Origin of the sequence: Prevotella sp. Sow4_E9_plate (genome assembly GCF_052116205.1) — a bacterium.
Lineage (GTDB): Bacteria > Bacteroidota > Bacteroidia > Bacteroidales > Bacteroidaceae > Prevotella.
Window position 1 is genome coordinate 41,665 of the sequence record NZ_JBQKLN010000009.1, and the last position, 17,555, is coordinate 59,219.

A 17,555-nucleotide genomic window follows, 5' to 3' on the forward strand; every position below is an offset into this window, starting at 1 on the left:
AGCTTTAGACGGCCACCTTATCCTGTGCCGTTGTCCACACAAGCAGGAAGGTGGTCGCTATTGTATATTTCTTAATGACCCACAATGTGAGCATTTTATAATGAGACTTGAAGATGTACAAACTCCTTAATACTCAAATATCCATTTGGTATCATCGTAAGGACACCACTTTTGGAATAATGCTTCTATGTAGAGAACCATACCTAATTTTTCAACAGACATTGACTGAGCAAATTGCAGAGCCTCGCCCGTTAAACTTTCGATAGTTTCAGTTGCAAGTTCAGACCACATTTTGATATTGATACGACCAGTACAAAATCTCATTTCCCCATACCAAAATTTTCCTTTCGTTGTATCTTTCCATTCAGACGGACAATCCTTCTCGCCTTGGTAGTATTTACACATAGATGCACGAGTCTGTATTTCAGCAAGTATCGGGAGGTTTATTAAATGACAACTTTCATTCAATGCACAAGATAAAGCATTACAAAATTCTGCCCAAGAACGTTCTCCTGAAAGTTGTGTATTTGATATATGCCACTTTTCAGATCTTTCTTTCAATTGGAAACGACCAATAAGGCAACCACTTCTGTACACATACATCCAACCATCGTCAAGATATAATCCATATCGGTTGTCCCATCCAGTTGGTGAACACATTAGAATCGATTGCTTCTGACTTTCTGAGAAAAATATATACTCATAAAGGTTTGCTGTATCTTTCCAATGATGACGCTCTACATTCGTCAATGCCATGTTTTTAGGATAAAACGTTCTGTATTTAGAGTAATCGCCAATAAGTTCATTGCATAAAGCATGATGATAGCCAAAGTTTTCTCCTATCTGTAGCAAATCAAAAGTATATGTTATTTCTCCATCCTTTGCATACTTCTTTTTGATAAGGTTATACTTGCAACCATACATCGCACTTGCAAAAGACGCAGTAATAATGGCTATCAGATGTCTGTCACCTTCCCATTTCATTGCATTATGTACCGAAGATGTAAAGTCAAAGCCACGATAAAACGAATCCCATGCACGGAACACACAAGACAAAATACTATATCTGTTATTGCATTCAGTTGCTTCCTGCTGGTAAGACTTCCATTCCCAAGATTTACTAAGATTTTCAAAAGCATCAACAGAATGATAAACTTCACTTTTTGTCATTCCCTTTCTCAGACATCTAATAAGACCAATGACAAACATACGAGCATACCCTTCTTCCTTGTCTGTAGAAAAAATGTCTTCCAAATCTCTTGGTGTTTCTAAATTATCGTGCCAGGCACACATAAGTTGCCACATCAACCATTGGCCATTTACCTTTAACTTCTCCCTAAAAGATAAATCTTCACTTGTTCTTATAATACTTACATCCTGCTCAGGGACATAAAGAACATTTCTGCTTGCAGCTCGGAAGTAGGCATGACCATACACCGACAACTCAATCTTCTCACAATCTTCAGAAATGAGTTGCTTCCAAAACGTATCTTTATCATTTTCATACGTCCATGCTGCCAAATCGCCAATTATCGCACCAATCATAAGCTATAGAACATTTGTTAGTTGATAAACATCATTACCTTCTTCTGGAGTAGAGAATCGAACTTCGCCTTCCTCTGTAACAATTATATATTTTGGAGGATATGCAGGATCAACCACCAATCCAGGTTCATTTGTAATGCGAAACACCCATTTTTCATCGAGATAGCACACAAACTTAACACCATACAAGCTGTTTGCCTTAGCAAAACTTCTTGCTATACGTGTCTCTTTGGTATAGATACGTTGTCCCCATTTTAGCAGAACAAATGGAATGTTGAATGGAAGACCTTCACAAAGAAAATCATGTTTAGTGAAGTCCATACGCAATTTCCTTTCCTTATTCATCATATAGCGCAAAGCATTCATGACATTCCACAAATCAAACATTGGAAAACCATCTTCTGCTTGATATTCTTCCAATGCTATAAGACTCAGTTCCGAAACGGACATTTCTGTGCCTATTGGCAAAGTCTTCATCTTATCATAAAGAATCTGAGCTATTTGTTTATTATTATCTGAGTATTCCATTATCTTCTGTATTCATACTTATAAATTATCTGTTTGCCAATCGAGCAATTCATCATCCGTTGTTGTTGGATAGTTGTAATGCTCAATCAATTCTCGTTCCGTAAATGTTCTTTTGAAAGTACTGCCTAAAAGCAGAACTATCATATCATCTACCCTCCTGTTGCACTCTTGGAGCTTGGAATTGTAAAGACCTTGAAGAGCCTTTGTACCAATGTATGCTCCTGTTCGTGCTTCCAAAGTACCAGAGAAAGTATTTTCCAATTCCTCCGTAGCAATTCTATAACGAAGAAGAACATTCAGAAGTTGCTCTCTGTCCTCGTTTAGCTGAAATTGTTTCAGCAGATGTTCCATTCGCCATGATTCATCGGACACTTCACAGAGCTTCTTTTTGAGTTGCTCAAAGTCCGACACATCGATATTCGATTCCGACAGAACTTTTCTGTTGTCGAAATTTGAGAATACAAGGCTGATGATTTCGAATGGATCCGACTCTTTCAAATTGTAATCGAGATAACCACTTATTACAGCTGCTACCCTACGAATCCTTACCTGGCTGTCCCAAGGAAGGTTTTGAAAAGGAATCGTGTCATTCGTCATCCAGGCGATGCCTATATATTCCCTCACTAATCTGTTGGCATCCCATGAAGCAATTTTGCCTTTAGAATTATATTCTATTTGAGCTTTTTTCATATCATTGTTTATTAAAAATCTCAATTCTTTGGCAAAGGTAAATCTCATTTATGCAGCCTATCTGCATCTCAAAATAAAAATCGATAAAATCTTCTTGAATGCCTTAAACACCCAATTTTGGGGCAAAGATACAAAATACTTGGACATAAATTGATGTTTTTATCATTTTTTTGAGCGTAAAACCTCTTTTTTTCCAATTTTATTATGATATATCGAATAAAAACACTACTTTTGCATATGTAGAAACATTAAATAAGCAATTATGGAAAATAAAGACCTGAACCGGCTGAAAGTTGTTCTAGCTGAAAAAAAGAGAACCAACAAATGGCTCGCTGAACAATTAGGTAAAGATCCAGCAACGATCTCCAAGTGGTGTACCAACAATGCACAACCGAATTTGGAGAATCTTGTTGAGATTGCAAAGTGTCTTGGAGTCACAGTCAATGATTTAATTCGATAATGTAAAAGGAACCCAGTATGCCAACAAACAAGAATGCAGCTATACGCTACCAGACTCTCGATAAATGCTTTCGAGACAGACGACATCGATACTACATTGAAGACCTCATCGACAAGTGCGAAGAGGCCATCTACTACTATAATGGCGTAGGAGGAGTGAGTCGGCGACAGATATTTGAGGACATCAAATTTATGGAAAGTGAAACAGGCTGGAGTGTGCCGCTTGAAAGAAAGCAAGATGGCAGAAGGGTTTATTATCGTTACCGTGATCCTGACTTTACCATCAATGCCCAACCACTGACAGAAGATGAAGCACGACAGCTTCGCTCTGTTATCATCACTCTCAGGCGTTTCAGAGGATTGCCAAGCAACGCATGGGTGGATGAAGTCATCTCCAATCTGGAATGGCGATTTGGACTTAGAGGCAAGCAGGAGAACATGATTGGCTTTGAACAAAACCCCTATCTCAGGGGACTGAACTTACTGCCTGACATCATAGATGCTGCTACAAGCCATCAAGCTGTAAGAATCACGTATCGCAACTATAAGAATTGCGATGAGGAGTACACCGTTGTTGTGCATCCTTGGTACATCAAGCAATACAACAACCGATGGTTCCTTATGGCGTATGATGCCGAGGCTGACAGAATATCAAACTATGCCCTCGACCGAATACAGAACTTCAATGTAGAGGAAGATGTGGCATACATACCAAATAAAGAGGTCGATTTTGAACACTACTTCGATGATGTGTTCGGTGTGACAATACCGCCATCAGACGTTGAAAAGATTAGGGTTCTGCTTCAATTCTCCAAAAAGCAATATCCCTATATCGTGTCCAAGCCCCTGCATCATTCGCAGGAAATAGTAGATGCAGAAAATCGCATTCTGGCTGTTGAAGTACGACCTACATACGAGTTTACGCAATTGATACTTTCGTTTGGATTTGACGTTAAAGTGCTCGGACCAGAGCCTTTCAAACAAGAGATATTGGCAAATCTACGTCGTAATTTGCAGAATTATGATGAAATGCAGATAGACTGCACCGATTAGTATTACATTTGCAAAAGTATTTAATAATAATGAATAAGAATAATAGTCCATATACAGCAGCATTGACAGGTGGGGGCTTTCTTTTCGAAGAGACACTCACCCTGTTGCCTTTACTTCAGGCTGAGAACAGTGAAGAACTGCTCCAAGAAGAAAAGGTTAACAACAATCTGCTGCATATCAATGCAGAAACTTCTAGGAAGAAGGTCATAACAGAAATCAGACGCAGGTATCAAACCATGGCACCTTCATTCTGGGATGACTTCAAGGAAATGAGTGATAGTGATAAGGTCATCGCACTGTTCTATGTGATTCTCAAAACATACAAGATATGTTTCGACTTCCATGTGAATGTAACCATGCGCAAGTGGAACAGTATTTCGAAGAGTATAGACAAGGAAGACCTCATGATGGAGTTTAATGAAATCTCTGCAAAAGACGAATTCGTTGACTCGTGGAGTGACACCACAAAGGGGAAGGTTGCTGGAGCATACCTCACTATCCTGAGAAAGGTGGGAATGCTGACCAATGACAACCGTCTTCATTCCCTGGTCTGCAACAATTACGACTACTACTTGGCAAAGGGAGAACCATGGTTCTTGGAAGCCAGCCTCCTGCAGCCATACGAAATAGATAACATAAAGAAATCAATGTGATATGACGATAAAAGAACTTGATGATAAACTGAACAGCCCTGGCTTCCAGGACACGGAGAACGGCGACCTGTTCTACAACTTCTTCATCTACCAATATCCGGCAGAGAAGGAGTATGACATCCGTCGGCAGATACAGGAGTTCAAGGCGAATCTCATTCGCCCGGTCAACTATGTGGATGTGCTTACACTGAATCTGTTTGAGGAGTTTTGCAACTTTCTCGACCAGAAGAAGTTCCTGCGTCATCCATCCATGCTGAAATACCAGTTGGAGAAAGAGCAGGCAGATCCGTCAAAGGCAAAGAACACCCAGGACACACTGACCCGTAATGCCCATTCTCCTGAGTTCGTGCAGTACATTCATCAACGTATCATCGACCATATCACCATCAAGGATCAATACCGCCGTCCATACGTTTTCCTGTATGGCATCGGCAGCATGTTCCCATATCTGAGAGTCAACGAGTTTCTTGCCCTCTATGAGGACTACAACGAGACCGGGAAGTATAAGATTATCGTCTTCTACCCAGGTCATCGTGACCAGAACTCCTTCCGTCTGTTCGATACACTCCCAGACAATCACACTTATCGTGCAACACTACTTATCAATGAGTAACTTATGAAACTGAAAGATTTATATAGCAAGCCAATCAACCGTGCTGTCAATCCTGCCGTCAGTGCTACCAAGTTTGACCCAGAGACAGAACGAATAGAAATACAGGAATACGTGTTTACGGATGAGATTATCAATGGTCTCTTCCGCATACTTGATGCCATCAAGAACAACAAACCATACGACCATGTGGGTATCTGGATTGACGGTTACTATGGTTCGGGTAAGTCTCACTTTCTGAAATATCTCGACTACTGTATCACTCCATCAACCCGTGAGAGAGCCGTAAACCGTCTTCTGGCAGCCGTAAAAGCCATCGACCCACTCGATGAGAAGCACAACCTCAATTTCGATTACGATGAGTTGCTCTCTATCGCCAACTGGTTGAAGCGTGCCACTATCGACACCTGCATCTTCAATCTGGAAACCAGTTACGATAACTCTACAGACAAGAAGAAGGCTTTCCTTCACGTATTCTGGAATGAGTTCAACGGCAAGCGTGGATTCAATAAGTTCAATATCACCCTGGCACAGAACCTGGAAAAACCTCTTGCCGAAAAGGGCGTATTCGAAGCCTTCAAGGAGCGCATTGCCGAGGAAGGTGGCGACTGGAACGACCCAGGTATGGCTGCCGACCTGATTGACAACGAGCTGGATTGGGTGTTGGATATTGCCAAAGAGCTTGCCCCTACCCTCTCTGTAGATAGCATCCGTGAGCGCATCATCAAGCGAGACACCAATATGAGCATCGACCGCTTCGGTATGGAACTGGCTTCCTACCTGAAGGACAAGGGCGATGACTACCGTCTGATTCTCCTTGCCGATGAGGTGAGCCAGTTCATCAACAAGGAACGTGACCGTTATCTCAACCTCCAGGAGATTATCACCAAACTCTCTGAGGCTTGCGACAACAAGGTATGGGTGGCTTGTACTGCCCAGCAAGACCTTTCTGAGATAATGGACGACTGTCATATTGCAGAAGAGAAGGATAAAGAAGGCAAGATTAAGGGACGCTTCGAAGTGAAGGTTTCCCTGAAAGGTACACAGCCAGAGGTAATCACCCAGAAGCGTATTCTCGACAAGAAAGAGGAAGTGAAGCCAGAACTTGCAGCCCTCTACAATAAATATAAGGCAGGTTTCGACCTTCAGTTCAAACTGCCTACATCATATAGTAGCTACGAAACACAAGATGATTTCGTGGACTACTACCCTTTCGTGCCTTATCAGTTCAAGCTGATTATGCAGGTATTCAACTCGTTCCTCAACCTCGGCTATGTAGCCAAGGAGGTAAAGGGTAACGAGCGAAGCATCATCAAGGTGATTCACTCTACTGCCAAGACGAATGCAGATGCAGAGTTGGGCAAGTTCATCTCTTTCGACGAACTCTATAACAATATGTTCGAAGAAGGATTGCAGGCTCGTGGACAGAAGGCTGTGGATAATGCTTTGCGCATGGCTCGCACCTACCAGACCGACCGCCCTGAGCGCACCCGTCTTGCCGTGAGAGTAGCCAACGTGCTCTTCATGATCTGTAATATTTCGCAGACCGACCAGCTGGTCTTCCCTGCAACCTTGGATAATGTAACCTCACTCCTTATCAACGATATGGAGACTCCTCGCCTCAATATCAAGAACGAGGTAGAGAAGGTAATAGAATTCCTTTGCGACAACAACATCATCCGTCGTGAGCAGGGAAAGCAGGGCGCACCTGAAACCTACGCCTTCTATAGTGAAGAAGAAATGAAGGTAGCTCAGCTCATTCAGAGCCAGGTGGTTGACAACAATACCCAGGCAGAGCAGCTGAAGGAAATCTTCAACCGTTACATCACGGCACTCCGTAACAAGGAGCAATACAAGACTCGCAGTTTCTCCGTGGGGCTTACCATCAAACAGCGCACCTTCCTCAGCAACAATCCAGATGTGCAGGTAGAGTTCGTAATGGATGCTGACTACGAAAGTGCTGAGCAGTTGGCTTTGCAGAACAGCAATGTGAACCGTATGGTTTACTATGTGGGTCCTCAATATCGTGACAACAAGCGTCTGTATAATGCCTTCTACTGGTATTGCCAGGCAAACCGATACATGGCTACTCCGGTAACAAGCGAGGACAACAAAAAGACACGTGATGAGTTTGAGAAACGTGCCAATGAACTTTACGACGGAATCATCAGAAAGGAGTTTGAGAAGATTCTCGATACCTGTCCTATCGTCTCTGGCCTCAGCGTGATAGATGAAGCCGAACTGGGACAGAAGCGTGGCAATGACCGCTATCGTGTAGCAATGGATAAACATCTTTCCAGCATCTATACCAAGGCAAACCTGGTGGATTACCCAAGCATGCCTCGCACCACGGAACAGTTGAAGAAAGCAATTCTCAGAAATGTCAACCCTGGCGACTACGATGGCATGAATGCCGTGCTTACTGATGCAGAGCACGAAGTAGAGATTTATCTCAACAAGCAGTTTGCTGAGGTAAACGTTTCTGATGTGCTTGCCAAGTTTGCAAAGGCTCCATACGGATGGGACAACATCTGCACACTCTATATTATCAATGAGTTGGTACGTCGTCATAATCGTGACTACTCTTACTCTAACAATCCGAATGTGGAGACATCAACAGTTGCCAACCGCATCGTCAGCGAGTCAAACAAGTTCACATTGCGCCAGGCTAAGGTCATCTCTCCGCAGGTAATCCAGAACTTCATTGCAGCATGGAAAGAGATTTTCGGTATTTCTGCCGTTCCAAGTTCTACAGACAGCACTCAGCTCTTCCGTGCCTGTCGAGACATAGAGAGCGACCGCAGCCTTGCCAAGTTCATCAAGGGCTATAAGGATATTGAGCAGCAGATTGCAGGATACCAGTTCTGCCAGCCTATCCGTGAGGCTATAGACCTCTTCGAGTCATGGCTTAACGAGCGTGATCCGCAGAAGTTCTTCAACCTCGTCATTACAGCAAAGGATGAAGCAAAGGTACTCATAGATAAGTGCAAGGAAGTGGTGCAGTTTACTCACGACCAGCTTGATACATACAAGCAGCTTATCCAATTCTTGGATGACAACCAGTATAACTTCCCATTCGTTCCAATGGAGATGCAGGGAGCAGTCACCGACTTCAATAAGTTGAAGAACGACCCATGGCCAATTTCTGGTCTTCGTGGTTACATCAAGCTGCAACGCCAGTTATCAGGCATATTGGATGGTGTACGTGATGAACTCCGAGAGAAAATCAAAGCAGCCTATAATGATATGTTCGACTATCTGAAGCAGGTGGCCGAGAAACAGCATGTTCCTGAGAGTGTACTGTCTGACCGTGAAACAGTTATCCGTGTCAAGACCACTCCTACCAATATTCTGGTACTGCAGAACAATGTCAATACAGATACATTCTATCAGGAGCAGGTGGATAAGATTATGTCTTATAACCCACCTCTGCCTCCAGGAGGTGAAGGAGACGGTAAACCAGAACCACCAAAAACTCCAGACAAGCGCATCCGCAAGGCATCTTTGCAAACTAAGACAAAGTTGCCTATTACGAATGCAGAGGATATAGAACGCTACCTGGAAGGTCTGCGCCAGCAGCTCGAAAAGCTGCTTGTTGACCAGGATGGTGTAATGATTATCAAATAAAAATCCATGTTCTAAAGATTAAGTATGGACACAAATAGAATCAAACGCTTCGCTACCGAAGCACGAAATATATTGAAAGCCGGCATTGCTGCCAAGATTACTACGCTTGGCTTCGACAAGAAAGGCAATGTAGCTGAAGAGCATCGTCCACAGCTTATGCAGGGCGGTTCACTTTGGAATGACCAGTTACAAACAGAGGGCTTCTACTACCAGTGGATGTCCCTCTATAACCGTATTCAGCAGAAGGGTATCAGCGAGGTGTATGAGGAAGCTGCATACACATGGTTCAATCGTCTCTGTGCCATCCGAATCCTGCAGAAGAACAATCTCTGCAGCCCGGTTCTGGCGTATGCTGATGCTGCACGCACTCCTGTCATTGTGGATGAAGCCCGCCAGGGACGCATTCCGCAGATGTTTCTGTCCCCCGATAACGGGGGAAACGTAGGGGGTGAAGAGTTGCGCCAGCGACTCGTGGAACTCCTCGATGATGACACCAAGGTGACAGAGCAGTTTGCCATCCTCATTACAGCCTGGTGTCACGACAACCCTATCATTAACAAGTGTTTCGGCAGCATTGCCGACTACACCGAGCTGCTTCTGCCAAACAATATCCTGGCAGAAGGCGGTTTCGTAGATATGCTCAACCATACAGAATTTATCACCGATGAAGACTTCAAGTCACCTGAATTGATTGGATGGCTTTATCAGTTCTATATCTCTGAGCGCAAGGACGAAGTGTTTGCCAAGAAGGGCAAGTTCGAGGCTGACGAGATTCCTGCAGCCACACAGATCTTCACCCCTAACTGGATTGTGAAGTACATGGTGCAGAACACCGTGGGCAGAATCTATCTGGACAATAATCCATACGAGACACAGTTGCAAAAAAAGTGGCAATATCTCGTTGAACCCTCAAAAAAGCCAAGCGATAAGGCTTTACTGAAATACAACGAATTAGAGGACTTAAAAGTAGCAGACCTAGCCTGCGGATCGGGTCATATTCTCAACGAATGTTTCGACCTACTCTATGACCTTTATATTGCCGAAGGCTATGGCCGTGGAGAGGCTGTAGAGAATATCTTTAGCCACAACCTCACGGGTATCGACCTCGATACCCGTGCCAAGCAGTTGAGTCAGTTTGCCCTTTTGCTGAAGGCTTGCCAGAAGGATGCCGCCTTTGCAGATGCACATAGCATGCCTAATGTGCTCACGATGCCTAAGCCATGGAACAGAGAGACGCAAGGCCCTATTCAAGACATGCTTCACATCTACTTCCAAGGTGAGGCTACCAATCAACAGAAGGAAGAAATTATGGGCTGCTTTGACCTTATGCAGGATTCAGACTCGCTCGGATCCATCATGAAGTTCGACATCAGCGAAAGTACACGCCTTCTTATCAAGCAGACTACCGATTACTGGTGCAATCAAGGGATTGTACCAGAGGAAGTGCATACTCAAATACCTGCGTTCAAACTGATTCTTGCTTTGACAGAAAAGTATCATGCACTGGTAATGAACCCTCCTTATATGGGACGTTCTGGTATGAACGATTTGATAACACAGTATGTTCACGACAATTACGCATTAGGGAAGTGGGACTTGTTTGCAACATTTATGCTTGTAGCAATCAATAGACTTGAAATTAACGCCAAAATGTCTATGATTAACATGCATAGCTGGATGTTCCTTGATGCTTTTGAGGCTTTAAGAATGTATTTGGTTAAAAATTTTCAGATTGACAACATGCTTCATCTTGGTCCAAATACTTTTGACGAACTAAGTGGTGAAGTAGTCCAAAATACAACGTTTGTGATTTCAAAAAACAGACCAAATCATGCTGGGGATTACTATAAATTATCAACTGGAAATAATTGTGCAGCAAAAGAACAGTTGTTTTTAAATGATTATGGACACTATAGAAACGTAGATCAACTTAAATTTGACACTATACCAAGTTGCCCAATAGCATATTGGTTAAGTATAAACTGGCTTAAACTATTTGGTAAACAGTCGATAAATGATATTGCCATATCTAAAGCTGGCATTGTATCTGGCGATGACAACTATTTTGTAAAGTACTGGCATGAGGTTTGTTTTAAAGATATTTCTTTTTTGCCTCAAAAGCCATATGCGAAGTTCCATACTTTTCAAAAAGGTGGTACAAATCGTAAGTATTATGGAAATAATGATTATGTATTTAAACTTAAGGATTTGTGGGATGACAAATTCTATAACAAATCTATTAGAAGAGGTGACGAAGATTCATATTTCAAAAAGGCTATAGGATGGTCATACACTGGAAGTACTGAAAATAAGGCTTTCAGACAAATTGAAAATTGCATATGTGGTACAGGAACGCCAACTTTATTTGCAAAGAATCCAGAAGATTACTATCACATAATTGGGTTCTTGAACTCCAAGATAACATCTTATCTTCTGCCAATACTCAATCCAACATTGAGTCTTGCTCCAGGATATGTAGTTAGACTACCATATATAAAATTAACTAGTAGTTCTGAACTTACATTCCTTGCACATTCAAATGTTGATATTTCAAAGCAAGACTGGGATGCTCACGAAACCTCCTGGGATTTCCAGCGCAACGAGCTCTTATCCATCGACACCTCCACCTACACGGAGAACATCGATTACAAGATGGAGAAACATTTCGAGGAAACAGGCGAACATATCAGCCTCTCCCCTGCTGCCCCACAGTTAGGCAGTCTGGAATGGCGCATGGAGCAATACAAGACGAAGTGGGAGCGCAAGTTTATGCAGCTGCATAAGAACGAGGAAGAGCTCAACCGCCAGTTCATCGACATCTATGGCCTGCAAGACGAGCTGACTCCTGATGTTCCATTGAATGAAATCACTATCCTTCAGCAGGGAGAGATTGATGTAACAGATAATGGCATTACCTGGAACGAGGATATAATGACCAAGCAACTCATCAGCTATGCTGTGGGTTGTATGCTCGGTCGCTACCGCCTCGACAAGCCGGGGCTCCACATTGCCCACCCTAACCCGACCGATGAGGAGATTGCTCCTTACGAATACAACGGTGAGCAATGGGAAATAGATGACGACGGAATCATGCCGCTCATGCCAAACGACTGTGGCTTCTCTGACAACGCCTCTGCTCGCTTTGCTGACTTCATCCGTGTGGCATTGGGCAACGAAGATCATGTGGCAAACCTGAACTATGTGGAGAAATGCCTCGGCAAGACCTTGGAGCAATACTTCGTAAAGGACTTCTGGAAAGACCACAAGAAGATGTATCAGAACCGCCCAATCTACTGGCTGTTCTCATCCAAGAAGGGTGCCTTCCAGGTCATCGCCTACATGCATCGCATGAATGCCTACACCGCAGAACGTGTGCGCTCGAAGTATCTTCTCCCTTACATCGAACACCTGGAGGCTGAAATCGACAAGCTCGATGCCCGCCGTGCAGAACTCTCTACCAAGGAGACCAAGCAGCTGCAGGCTCTGCAGAAGCAACTAGACGAGTGCCGTGAATACCACGAGCGCCTGCAAGTAGTAGCCGAGCAAGCCATCAGTTTTGACCTCGACGATGGCGTGATAGTGAACTACGCAAAGTTCGGTGATATTTTACAGAAAATAAAGTAACAATTGTATTATCGATACAGAACGCACTTATTCAAACTCTCTATGTTATTGGTAATTACCGGTATATTACCGATGAAGATGAGTGCAAAGTAAATATTAAAGAGATTATTATATTTGAATATTAAAACGAAAGATATAGACTATGTCTGATTTTACAACATGGGCTTCGGCCGCAGTCATTATAATCGTCTTCCTGCTATTTTGTAAGGAAGAGTATAAGTTGTACAATATTAAGGAAGCAATAAAAAAGCTCCTTAATAATGACAATATCTTGGATTCTCTCAAAGAAACTAAGATTGCTCCCCTTGCGGAGACTTATAGTAAAACTATCAATATTGAGACACACGATGGCAAGAAATCTAACATTCCTGCCTCTGAGTATATTAATGACTATAGCGTGTGTAAATATAACAAACTTAACTTACGAATGCTCGACACTGCAGCAGGAACTCTCGTTGGTTTAGGTCTCCTTGGTACGTTCCTTGGTTTGACATTGGGTATTAAAGGTTTTGATAGTAGCAATACAGAAAGAATCAATGAAAGTATTCAAGGGTTATTGGCTGGTATGGGTACAGCGTTCTTGACATCGTTGCTCGGAATGACATTCTCTATTTTATTTACAGCCGCTGATAAAGCATTAAGACATAGACTATATAAAGATGTCAAAGAACTAACAGACAAGTTGGATTCCGAGTATTATATAGATGACCTCGTGTTAGCAAATATTAATCAACAGAATATAGTCAACCAGTTATACAAAGCTTTGAAAAATGATCTTCAGCAGCAGGCATTAGAAATAGCTAATAAACTTACTTATACCAATGCAGAAGGTCAAAATGTCACAATAGGTAATGCTATACGTGAGATTCTTACTGAGAATACTAAGCAATCAAAAGCTCTCATGTCATTCTCTACCGATTTGGCAATGGAACTAAACCAGGGCTTTGATGAGACGCTCTCACGACAGATGCAACAAAAGATTGTACCACTTATGGAAAGTGTTGATGCCACCACCAAGGCTGTTGTAGAACATATCGATAAGATGGCAGATACGGTTTCATCTCCAGCTACCGATATGATGCAGAATGTGGTAGATGAGTTGAAGCAAAGCATGCAATCACTCTTAAATGAGTTTAGTACGGGTCTTTCTGGGTCTGCAACATCAGAACTCGAAAATCTTGCGATGCAGCTTAGCACTGCAACACAAGCAATGGCAGATTTCCCTAAAAACATGGAAAATATATCTGCTACACTGCAAGTTACTATCGAAGAAGTCAAACATGCCATTTCAGAGATTTCAAACACATCTGCTAATGCCAATTCAACGGCTATGCAGCAGATGCAGGAGCAGATTACTTATGCTACAGGAGCTATCAGCAATGCTATCACAGAGGTCAAAGAAGTCATGTCAGGTATCTCTCAATCATCACAAGAGCAAAACAATCAAATGGTTAGCAAACTTGCTGATGCTGCAGAAAAGATGGGATCATTCCTTACAGGTACAATCTCTACCCTTTCTAACTCTGTACAGCAATCAGTCAAAGGTATCACAGATGACATCAACAGCAAGCAAACAGACCTTATTGCTCTCCAGGAAGATACAACCTCTCAAACAAAGAAGCTGCTTGAGAATTTCAATGTGGGTTTGGAGCGATTGGAAAAAATGAATGAGTATGTAAGCGGCACTATGAATGGTTTCAAACAAGCTCAGGGTGAAATCACTGTAAGTACCAGCAATCTTCGAACTATCAGTAGTGATATGAAGCTTGCAACCGAATTGTTCAATAAGGGACAAAATGACTATGCTGCAAGACTAGCTCAACTCCAGACTGCAAGTCAAAAAGGTATTGATCAAGTTACTGAAATGCTCAAAAACTCTGGGCAATTGTCAGATGAGTATGTACAAAAGTTCGATCTCATCAAACAAGGACTTGGTTCTATCTTCTCACAATTGCAAAGTGGCTTGACAGAATATAGTCGAACAGTAAAAGATACCACAGACAAGTATCTTGCAAGCTACACTTCTAGTCTCACTCAGACAACAGGTGCCTTGGCATCAACTATCGAACGACAGAATGAGGTTACAGAAATGTTGACAGATACAATTTCACGTTATAAGAAATAATGAAGAAAAGACATATTGAATACGAAGGTAGAGAAGAAAATGCATTTTCTCTCTCTACAGGCGATTTGATGGCTGGTCTTCTATTCATTTTTATTCTGCTGCTGATGGGTGCACTTTTACAGGTGCAAAAAAACGCAGAACAAGATGAAGAAATCGTTAAGAAATACGATAAGACCAAGACGCAATTATATATAGACCTCCAAAAGGAGTTCAAAGATGATTTGGCAACATGGAGGGCGACCATCGACTCTTCACTGTGCATACGTTTTCAAGAACCATCGATGTTGTTTGATGAAGGCAAACAGGAATTGAAGCCAAGATTCAAGGAGATTCTAAATGATTTCTTTCCTAGATATATCGCAGTTCTCAAACGCCCGGAATATCGCGACAACATCGTTGAGATACGTATCGAGGGACATACAAACAGTAATGGAGGCTACTACTCAAACATGGAGTTGTCACAGGACAGAACAAGATCTGTACTCCAATATTGTTTTAGTTTGATGCCACCAAATGATATTATCTGGATGAAGAAACTCGTAACAGCCAACGGCTTATCATCAAGCCATCTGATTTACAAGAAAAATGGTGAAGAAGATAAATTTCTGTCTCGACGTGTTGAGTTTCGAGTAAGAACAAACGCAGAAAAGCAGTTGGAAGATATTGCTAACAAGCGATTAATAAATAAGAAAAAATAATGGAAGATATATATGCACTCTTAAATATCAATAAAGGTATCTTGCAAGATTTCCACTTGCAAGCAGACCGTGCTGTTGACCATCAGACAGAGTTGGCCATCAACCGCGACATGCGTACCTTAAAAGAAATTGAGGAGCGCATGATGACAGACACAACAGTAAAAGTTTCCCAACAGACGATTGACGAAGTCATCATGAAGGTAATCAAAAATGCAAAGGAGAATAATCAGGATATGAGTATCTGGAGTATTCGTGAACTTCGCATTGTATCGTATTACCTCATGAAATTGCAGGGCAATGAAGGCGCTTATCAGTATGCATTAACTCTTCTTGATACAAACTGGAGAGACTTATTTTTCAATGGATTGTCATTCTATTGCCTTGACACATGGAACATGATAGATCCAGAATTTCGTGCGCAGACATGTGAGCTTCTCAGAAAAAAGTTACAAGCTTACAAGGACAATAATAAAAAGTATATGGCGATGAAGAATCATGCTAATCTCTTTGATGAAGCAGGTCCACGACGCTTATGTGCTTTGTTGACTCAAAAGAAACAGGATTTAAAAGATGCACCATCATACTTCTGTAACAGATCTGCTTCTATTAGTCAATCTTACTATTCTGATGTGATTGTTAACTTCTTGGAAGCTAACAAAATTACAGATCTCGACTATGTTGAGTCTGTCATTGAACTTCACGATAATGATCGCACCAAGAAACTGGTATTTGCAGATTTAGTTTCACGTGTTAACGAAAGTGGTAACGAATTGAAGCGCACAAGACTATGCAAATTTGCCAACAGAATACTTGGTGATATTACGTTGTCTTCAACATGGGCACCTTTTATTGGTGCAACAGAAAGAGAAGCTCAGAAACTCAAAAAGGCCAAGCAACTTGTAAATCTTTGGTTCAATCAAAAGATTATAGAGACTTTCTTTGAGGTATGTGTTCAAGACAGAGACCGTAAGGTCTTCTGGCTTCGGTATGTCGAAAGGGTTACAGCCTTTAGAATTGTAGGTTCGACTGCAACAAAACGCTTGTTACAAGGAGATAGCCGTGTAAGCGGTATATTCCTACCATTTTATATAGAGACTGAGTCTCGCACATCTCAGACTTCAGCTCTTGTATTGTTCATGAAGGATAAAATGATAGTTGAGTTTTCTGATACAGGTGCTTTGTATGTTTACAATCATAATCATGAAAAGGTTAAACTGGTCACTAATAAAAGAAGACTGATTAACAGTACAGCCGATTTGAAGATTCCTTCAATGAATAATCTTATCGAAATTAGTGATTGGGGCTATAAGACTCACTACAAGGAGGGACGTATGACCCATCAAGGTTACTGGCAAGATCGTTTGAATGGTTGGATGCAAGAAATGGTATTATCTTCAAGTAACACGAGCGTATCTTTCTTGGAATCAAAGGACAATGATTTGTTCAAGGCAAAGCCTATTCCAAAAGAAAAATATCAGCCAAAGACCAAACCTGTTGAAAAAACATTGTTTGATGATGTCCCTGAGTATTTGAGACCAACGGCAAGAGTAGAGAAGAAAGAGACGAATGTCAAGAATGAGGCAAAGCCCACTACTCCACTACCTTCAAAAAACAAGCAGGTTGTTTATGAAACCAGAATCTCATGGTCAATTTCCAGTAAATGGATAGCACATGACAAATGTAGAATTGTATGCAACAATAAAGGTTTCTATATAAACATTTCAAGAGGACAACAATATGTTCATATACGCCCTCTTGTTGGTGGAGCCAAACCTACAGGTAGCATATGGATAAAAAGACCGAACACAAATGGATGGCAACAAATCGTTCATTCAACAAGTGGCAGTGAATTTCCTATCGGCTACATAAAAGAAGCTGGTGGCGGCCTCGTGTATAAACAAGAATATAACAAAAATGATTTTATTAGAGTAAAAATTTAGAAA

General features: G+C 41.8%; 12 protein-coding genes. 9 read left to right on the plus strand and 3 right to left on the minus strand.

The window, feature by feature from the left end; translation table 11 throughout:
* Positions 1-126 precede the first annotated feature (126 nt).
* Genes ACTQ53_RS05345 through ACTQ53_RS05355 form a run of 3 tightly spaced genes read right to left on the minus strand, consistent with a single transcriptional unit; the run spans position 127 to position 2,763 of the window.
* Entirely contained in the window at positions 127-1,545 is a 1,419-nt protein-coding gene (locus ACTQ53_RS05345; protein WP_441932332.1) for a hypothetical protein, read from the minus strand.
* 3 nt (positions 1,546-1,548) lie between these two features.
* The gene (locus ACTQ53_RS05350; protein WP_441932333.1) at positions 1,549-2,073 is read right to left on the minus strand and encodes a hypothetical protein; all 525 of its coding nucleotides are present in this window, start codon (positions 2,071-2,073) and stop codon (positions 1,549-1,551) included.
* Between the two features lie 18 nt (positions 2,074-2,091).
* Positions 2,092-2,763, minus strand: a complete 672-nt coding sequence (locus ACTQ53_RS05355) for a hypothetical protein (protein WP_441932334.1) — start codon at positions 2,761-2,763, stop codon at positions 2,092-2,094.
* Between the two features lie 262 nt (positions 2,764-3,025).
* Between ACTQ53_RS05355 and ACTQ53_RS05360 the strand changes: the two genes are divergently transcribed.
* The 9 genes from ACTQ53_RS05360 (at position 3,026) to ACTQ53_RS05400 (ending at position 17,552) form a co-directional block, all read left to right on the plus strand.
* Entirely contained in the window at positions 3,026-3,223 is a 198-nt protein-coding gene (locus ACTQ53_RS05360; protein WP_094881851.1) for a helix-turn-helix transcriptional regulator, read from the plus strand.
* 17 nt (positions 3,224-3,240) lie between these two features.
* Positions 3,241-4,275: a helix-turn-helix transcriptional regulator gene (locus tag ACTQ53_RS05365; protein ID WP_441932335.1), complete on the plus strand. Its 1,035-nt coding sequence runs from the start codon at positions 3,241-3,243 to the stop codon at positions 4,273-4,275.
* Between the two features lie 29 nt (positions 4,276-4,304).
* Positions 4,305-4,928: a BrxA family protein gene (locus ACTQ53_RS05370; RefSeq protein WP_441932336.1), complete on the plus strand. Its 624-nt coding sequence runs from the start codon at positions 4,305-4,307 to the stop codon at positions 4,926-4,928.
* Between the two features lies 1 nt (position 4,929).
* Positions 4,930-5,541: a DUF1788 domain-containing protein gene (locus ACTQ53_RS05375; protein ID WP_264904323.1), complete on the plus strand. Its 612-nt coding sequence runs from the start codon at positions 4,930-4,932 to the stop codon at positions 5,539-5,541.
* 3 nt (positions 5,542-5,544) lie between these two features.
* Positions 5,545-9,165: a BREX system P-loop protein BrxC gene (gene brxC, locus ACTQ53_RS05380; protein WP_441932339.1), complete on the plus strand. Its 3,621-nt coding sequence runs from the start codon at positions 5,545-5,547 to the stop codon at positions 9,163-9,165.
* A 24-nt stretch (positions 9,166-9,189) separates the two neighbouring features.
* Positions 9,190-12,789, plus strand: coding sequence for a BREX-1 system adenine-specific DNA-methyltransferase PglX (pglX, locus tag ACTQ53_RS05385; RefSeq protein ID WP_441932341.1), 3,600 nt, complete (start codon positions 9,190-9,192; stop codon positions 12,787-12,789).
* Between the two features lie 142 nt (positions 12,790-12,931).
* Entirely contained in the window at positions 12,932-14,914 is a 1,983-nt protein-coding gene (locus ACTQ53_RS05390; RefSeq protein WP_441932343.1) for a MotA/TolQ/ExbB proton channel family protein, read from the plus strand.
* A complete protein-coding gene (locus tag ACTQ53_RS05395; RefSeq protein ID WP_296974697.1) occupies positions 14,914-15,612 on the plus strand; it encodes an OmpA family protein in 699 nt (232 codons plus the stop codon). The genes ACTQ53_RS05390 and ACTQ53_RS05395 overlap by 1 nt, the downstream gene beginning before the upstream one ends.
* The gene (locus ACTQ53_RS05400) at positions 15,612-17,552 is read left to right on the plus strand and encodes an EH signature domain-containing protein (RefSeq protein ID WP_441932345.1); all 1,941 of its coding nucleotides are present in this window, start codon (positions 15,612-15,614) and stop codon (positions 17,550-17,552) included. The genes ACTQ53_RS05395 and ACTQ53_RS05400 overlap by 1 nt, the downstream gene beginning before the upstream one ends.
* Positions 17,553-17,555: the final 3 nt, after the last annotated feature.

Coding starts and splice junctions, on each gene's coding strand:
- ACTQ53_RS05345 (WP_441932332.1), bottom strand. CDS start 1,545: ATGATTGGTGCGATAATTGGCGATTTGGCAGCATGGACGTATGAAAAT.
- ACTQ53_RS05350 (WP_441932333.1), bottom strand. CDS start 2,073: ATGGAATACTCAGATAATAATAAACAAATAGCTCAGATTCTTTATGAT.
- ACTQ53_RS05355 (WP_441932334.1), bottom strand. CDS start 2,763: ATGAAAAAAGCTCAAATAGAATATAATTCTAAAGGCAAAATTGCTTCA.
- ACTQ53_RS05360 (WP_094881851.1), top strand. CDS start 3,026: ATGGAAAATAAAGACCTGAACCGGCTGAAAGTTGTTCTAGCTGAAAAA.
- ACTQ53_RS05365 (WP_441932335.1), top strand. CDS start 3,241: ATGCCAACAAACAAGAATGCAGCTATACGCTACCAGACTCTCGATAAA.
- ACTQ53_RS05370 (WP_441932336.1), top strand. CDS start 4,305: ATGAATAAGAATAATAGTCCATATACAGCAGCATTGACAGGTGGGGGC.
- ACTQ53_RS05375 (WP_264904323.1), top strand. CDS start 4,930: ATGACGATAAAAGAACTTGATGATAAACTGAACAGCCCTGGCTTCCAG.
- brxC (WP_441932339.1), top strand. CDS start 5,545: ATGAAACTGAAAGATTTATATAGCAAGCCAATCAACCGTGCTGTCAAT.
- pglX (WP_441932341.1), top strand. CDS start 9,190: ATGGACACAAATAGAATCAAACGCTTCGCTACCGAAGCACGAAATATA.
- ACTQ53_RS05390 (WP_441932343.1), top strand. CDS start 12,932: ATGTCTGATTTTACAACATGGGCTTCGGCCGCAGTCATTATAATCGTC.
- ACTQ53_RS05395 (WP_296974697.1), top strand. CDS start 14,914: ATGAAGAAAAGACATATTGAATACGAAGGTAGAGAAGAAAATGCATTT.
- ACTQ53_RS05400 (WP_441932345.1), top strand. CDS start 15,612: ATGGAAGATATATATGCACTCTTAAATATCAATAAAGGTATCTTGCAA.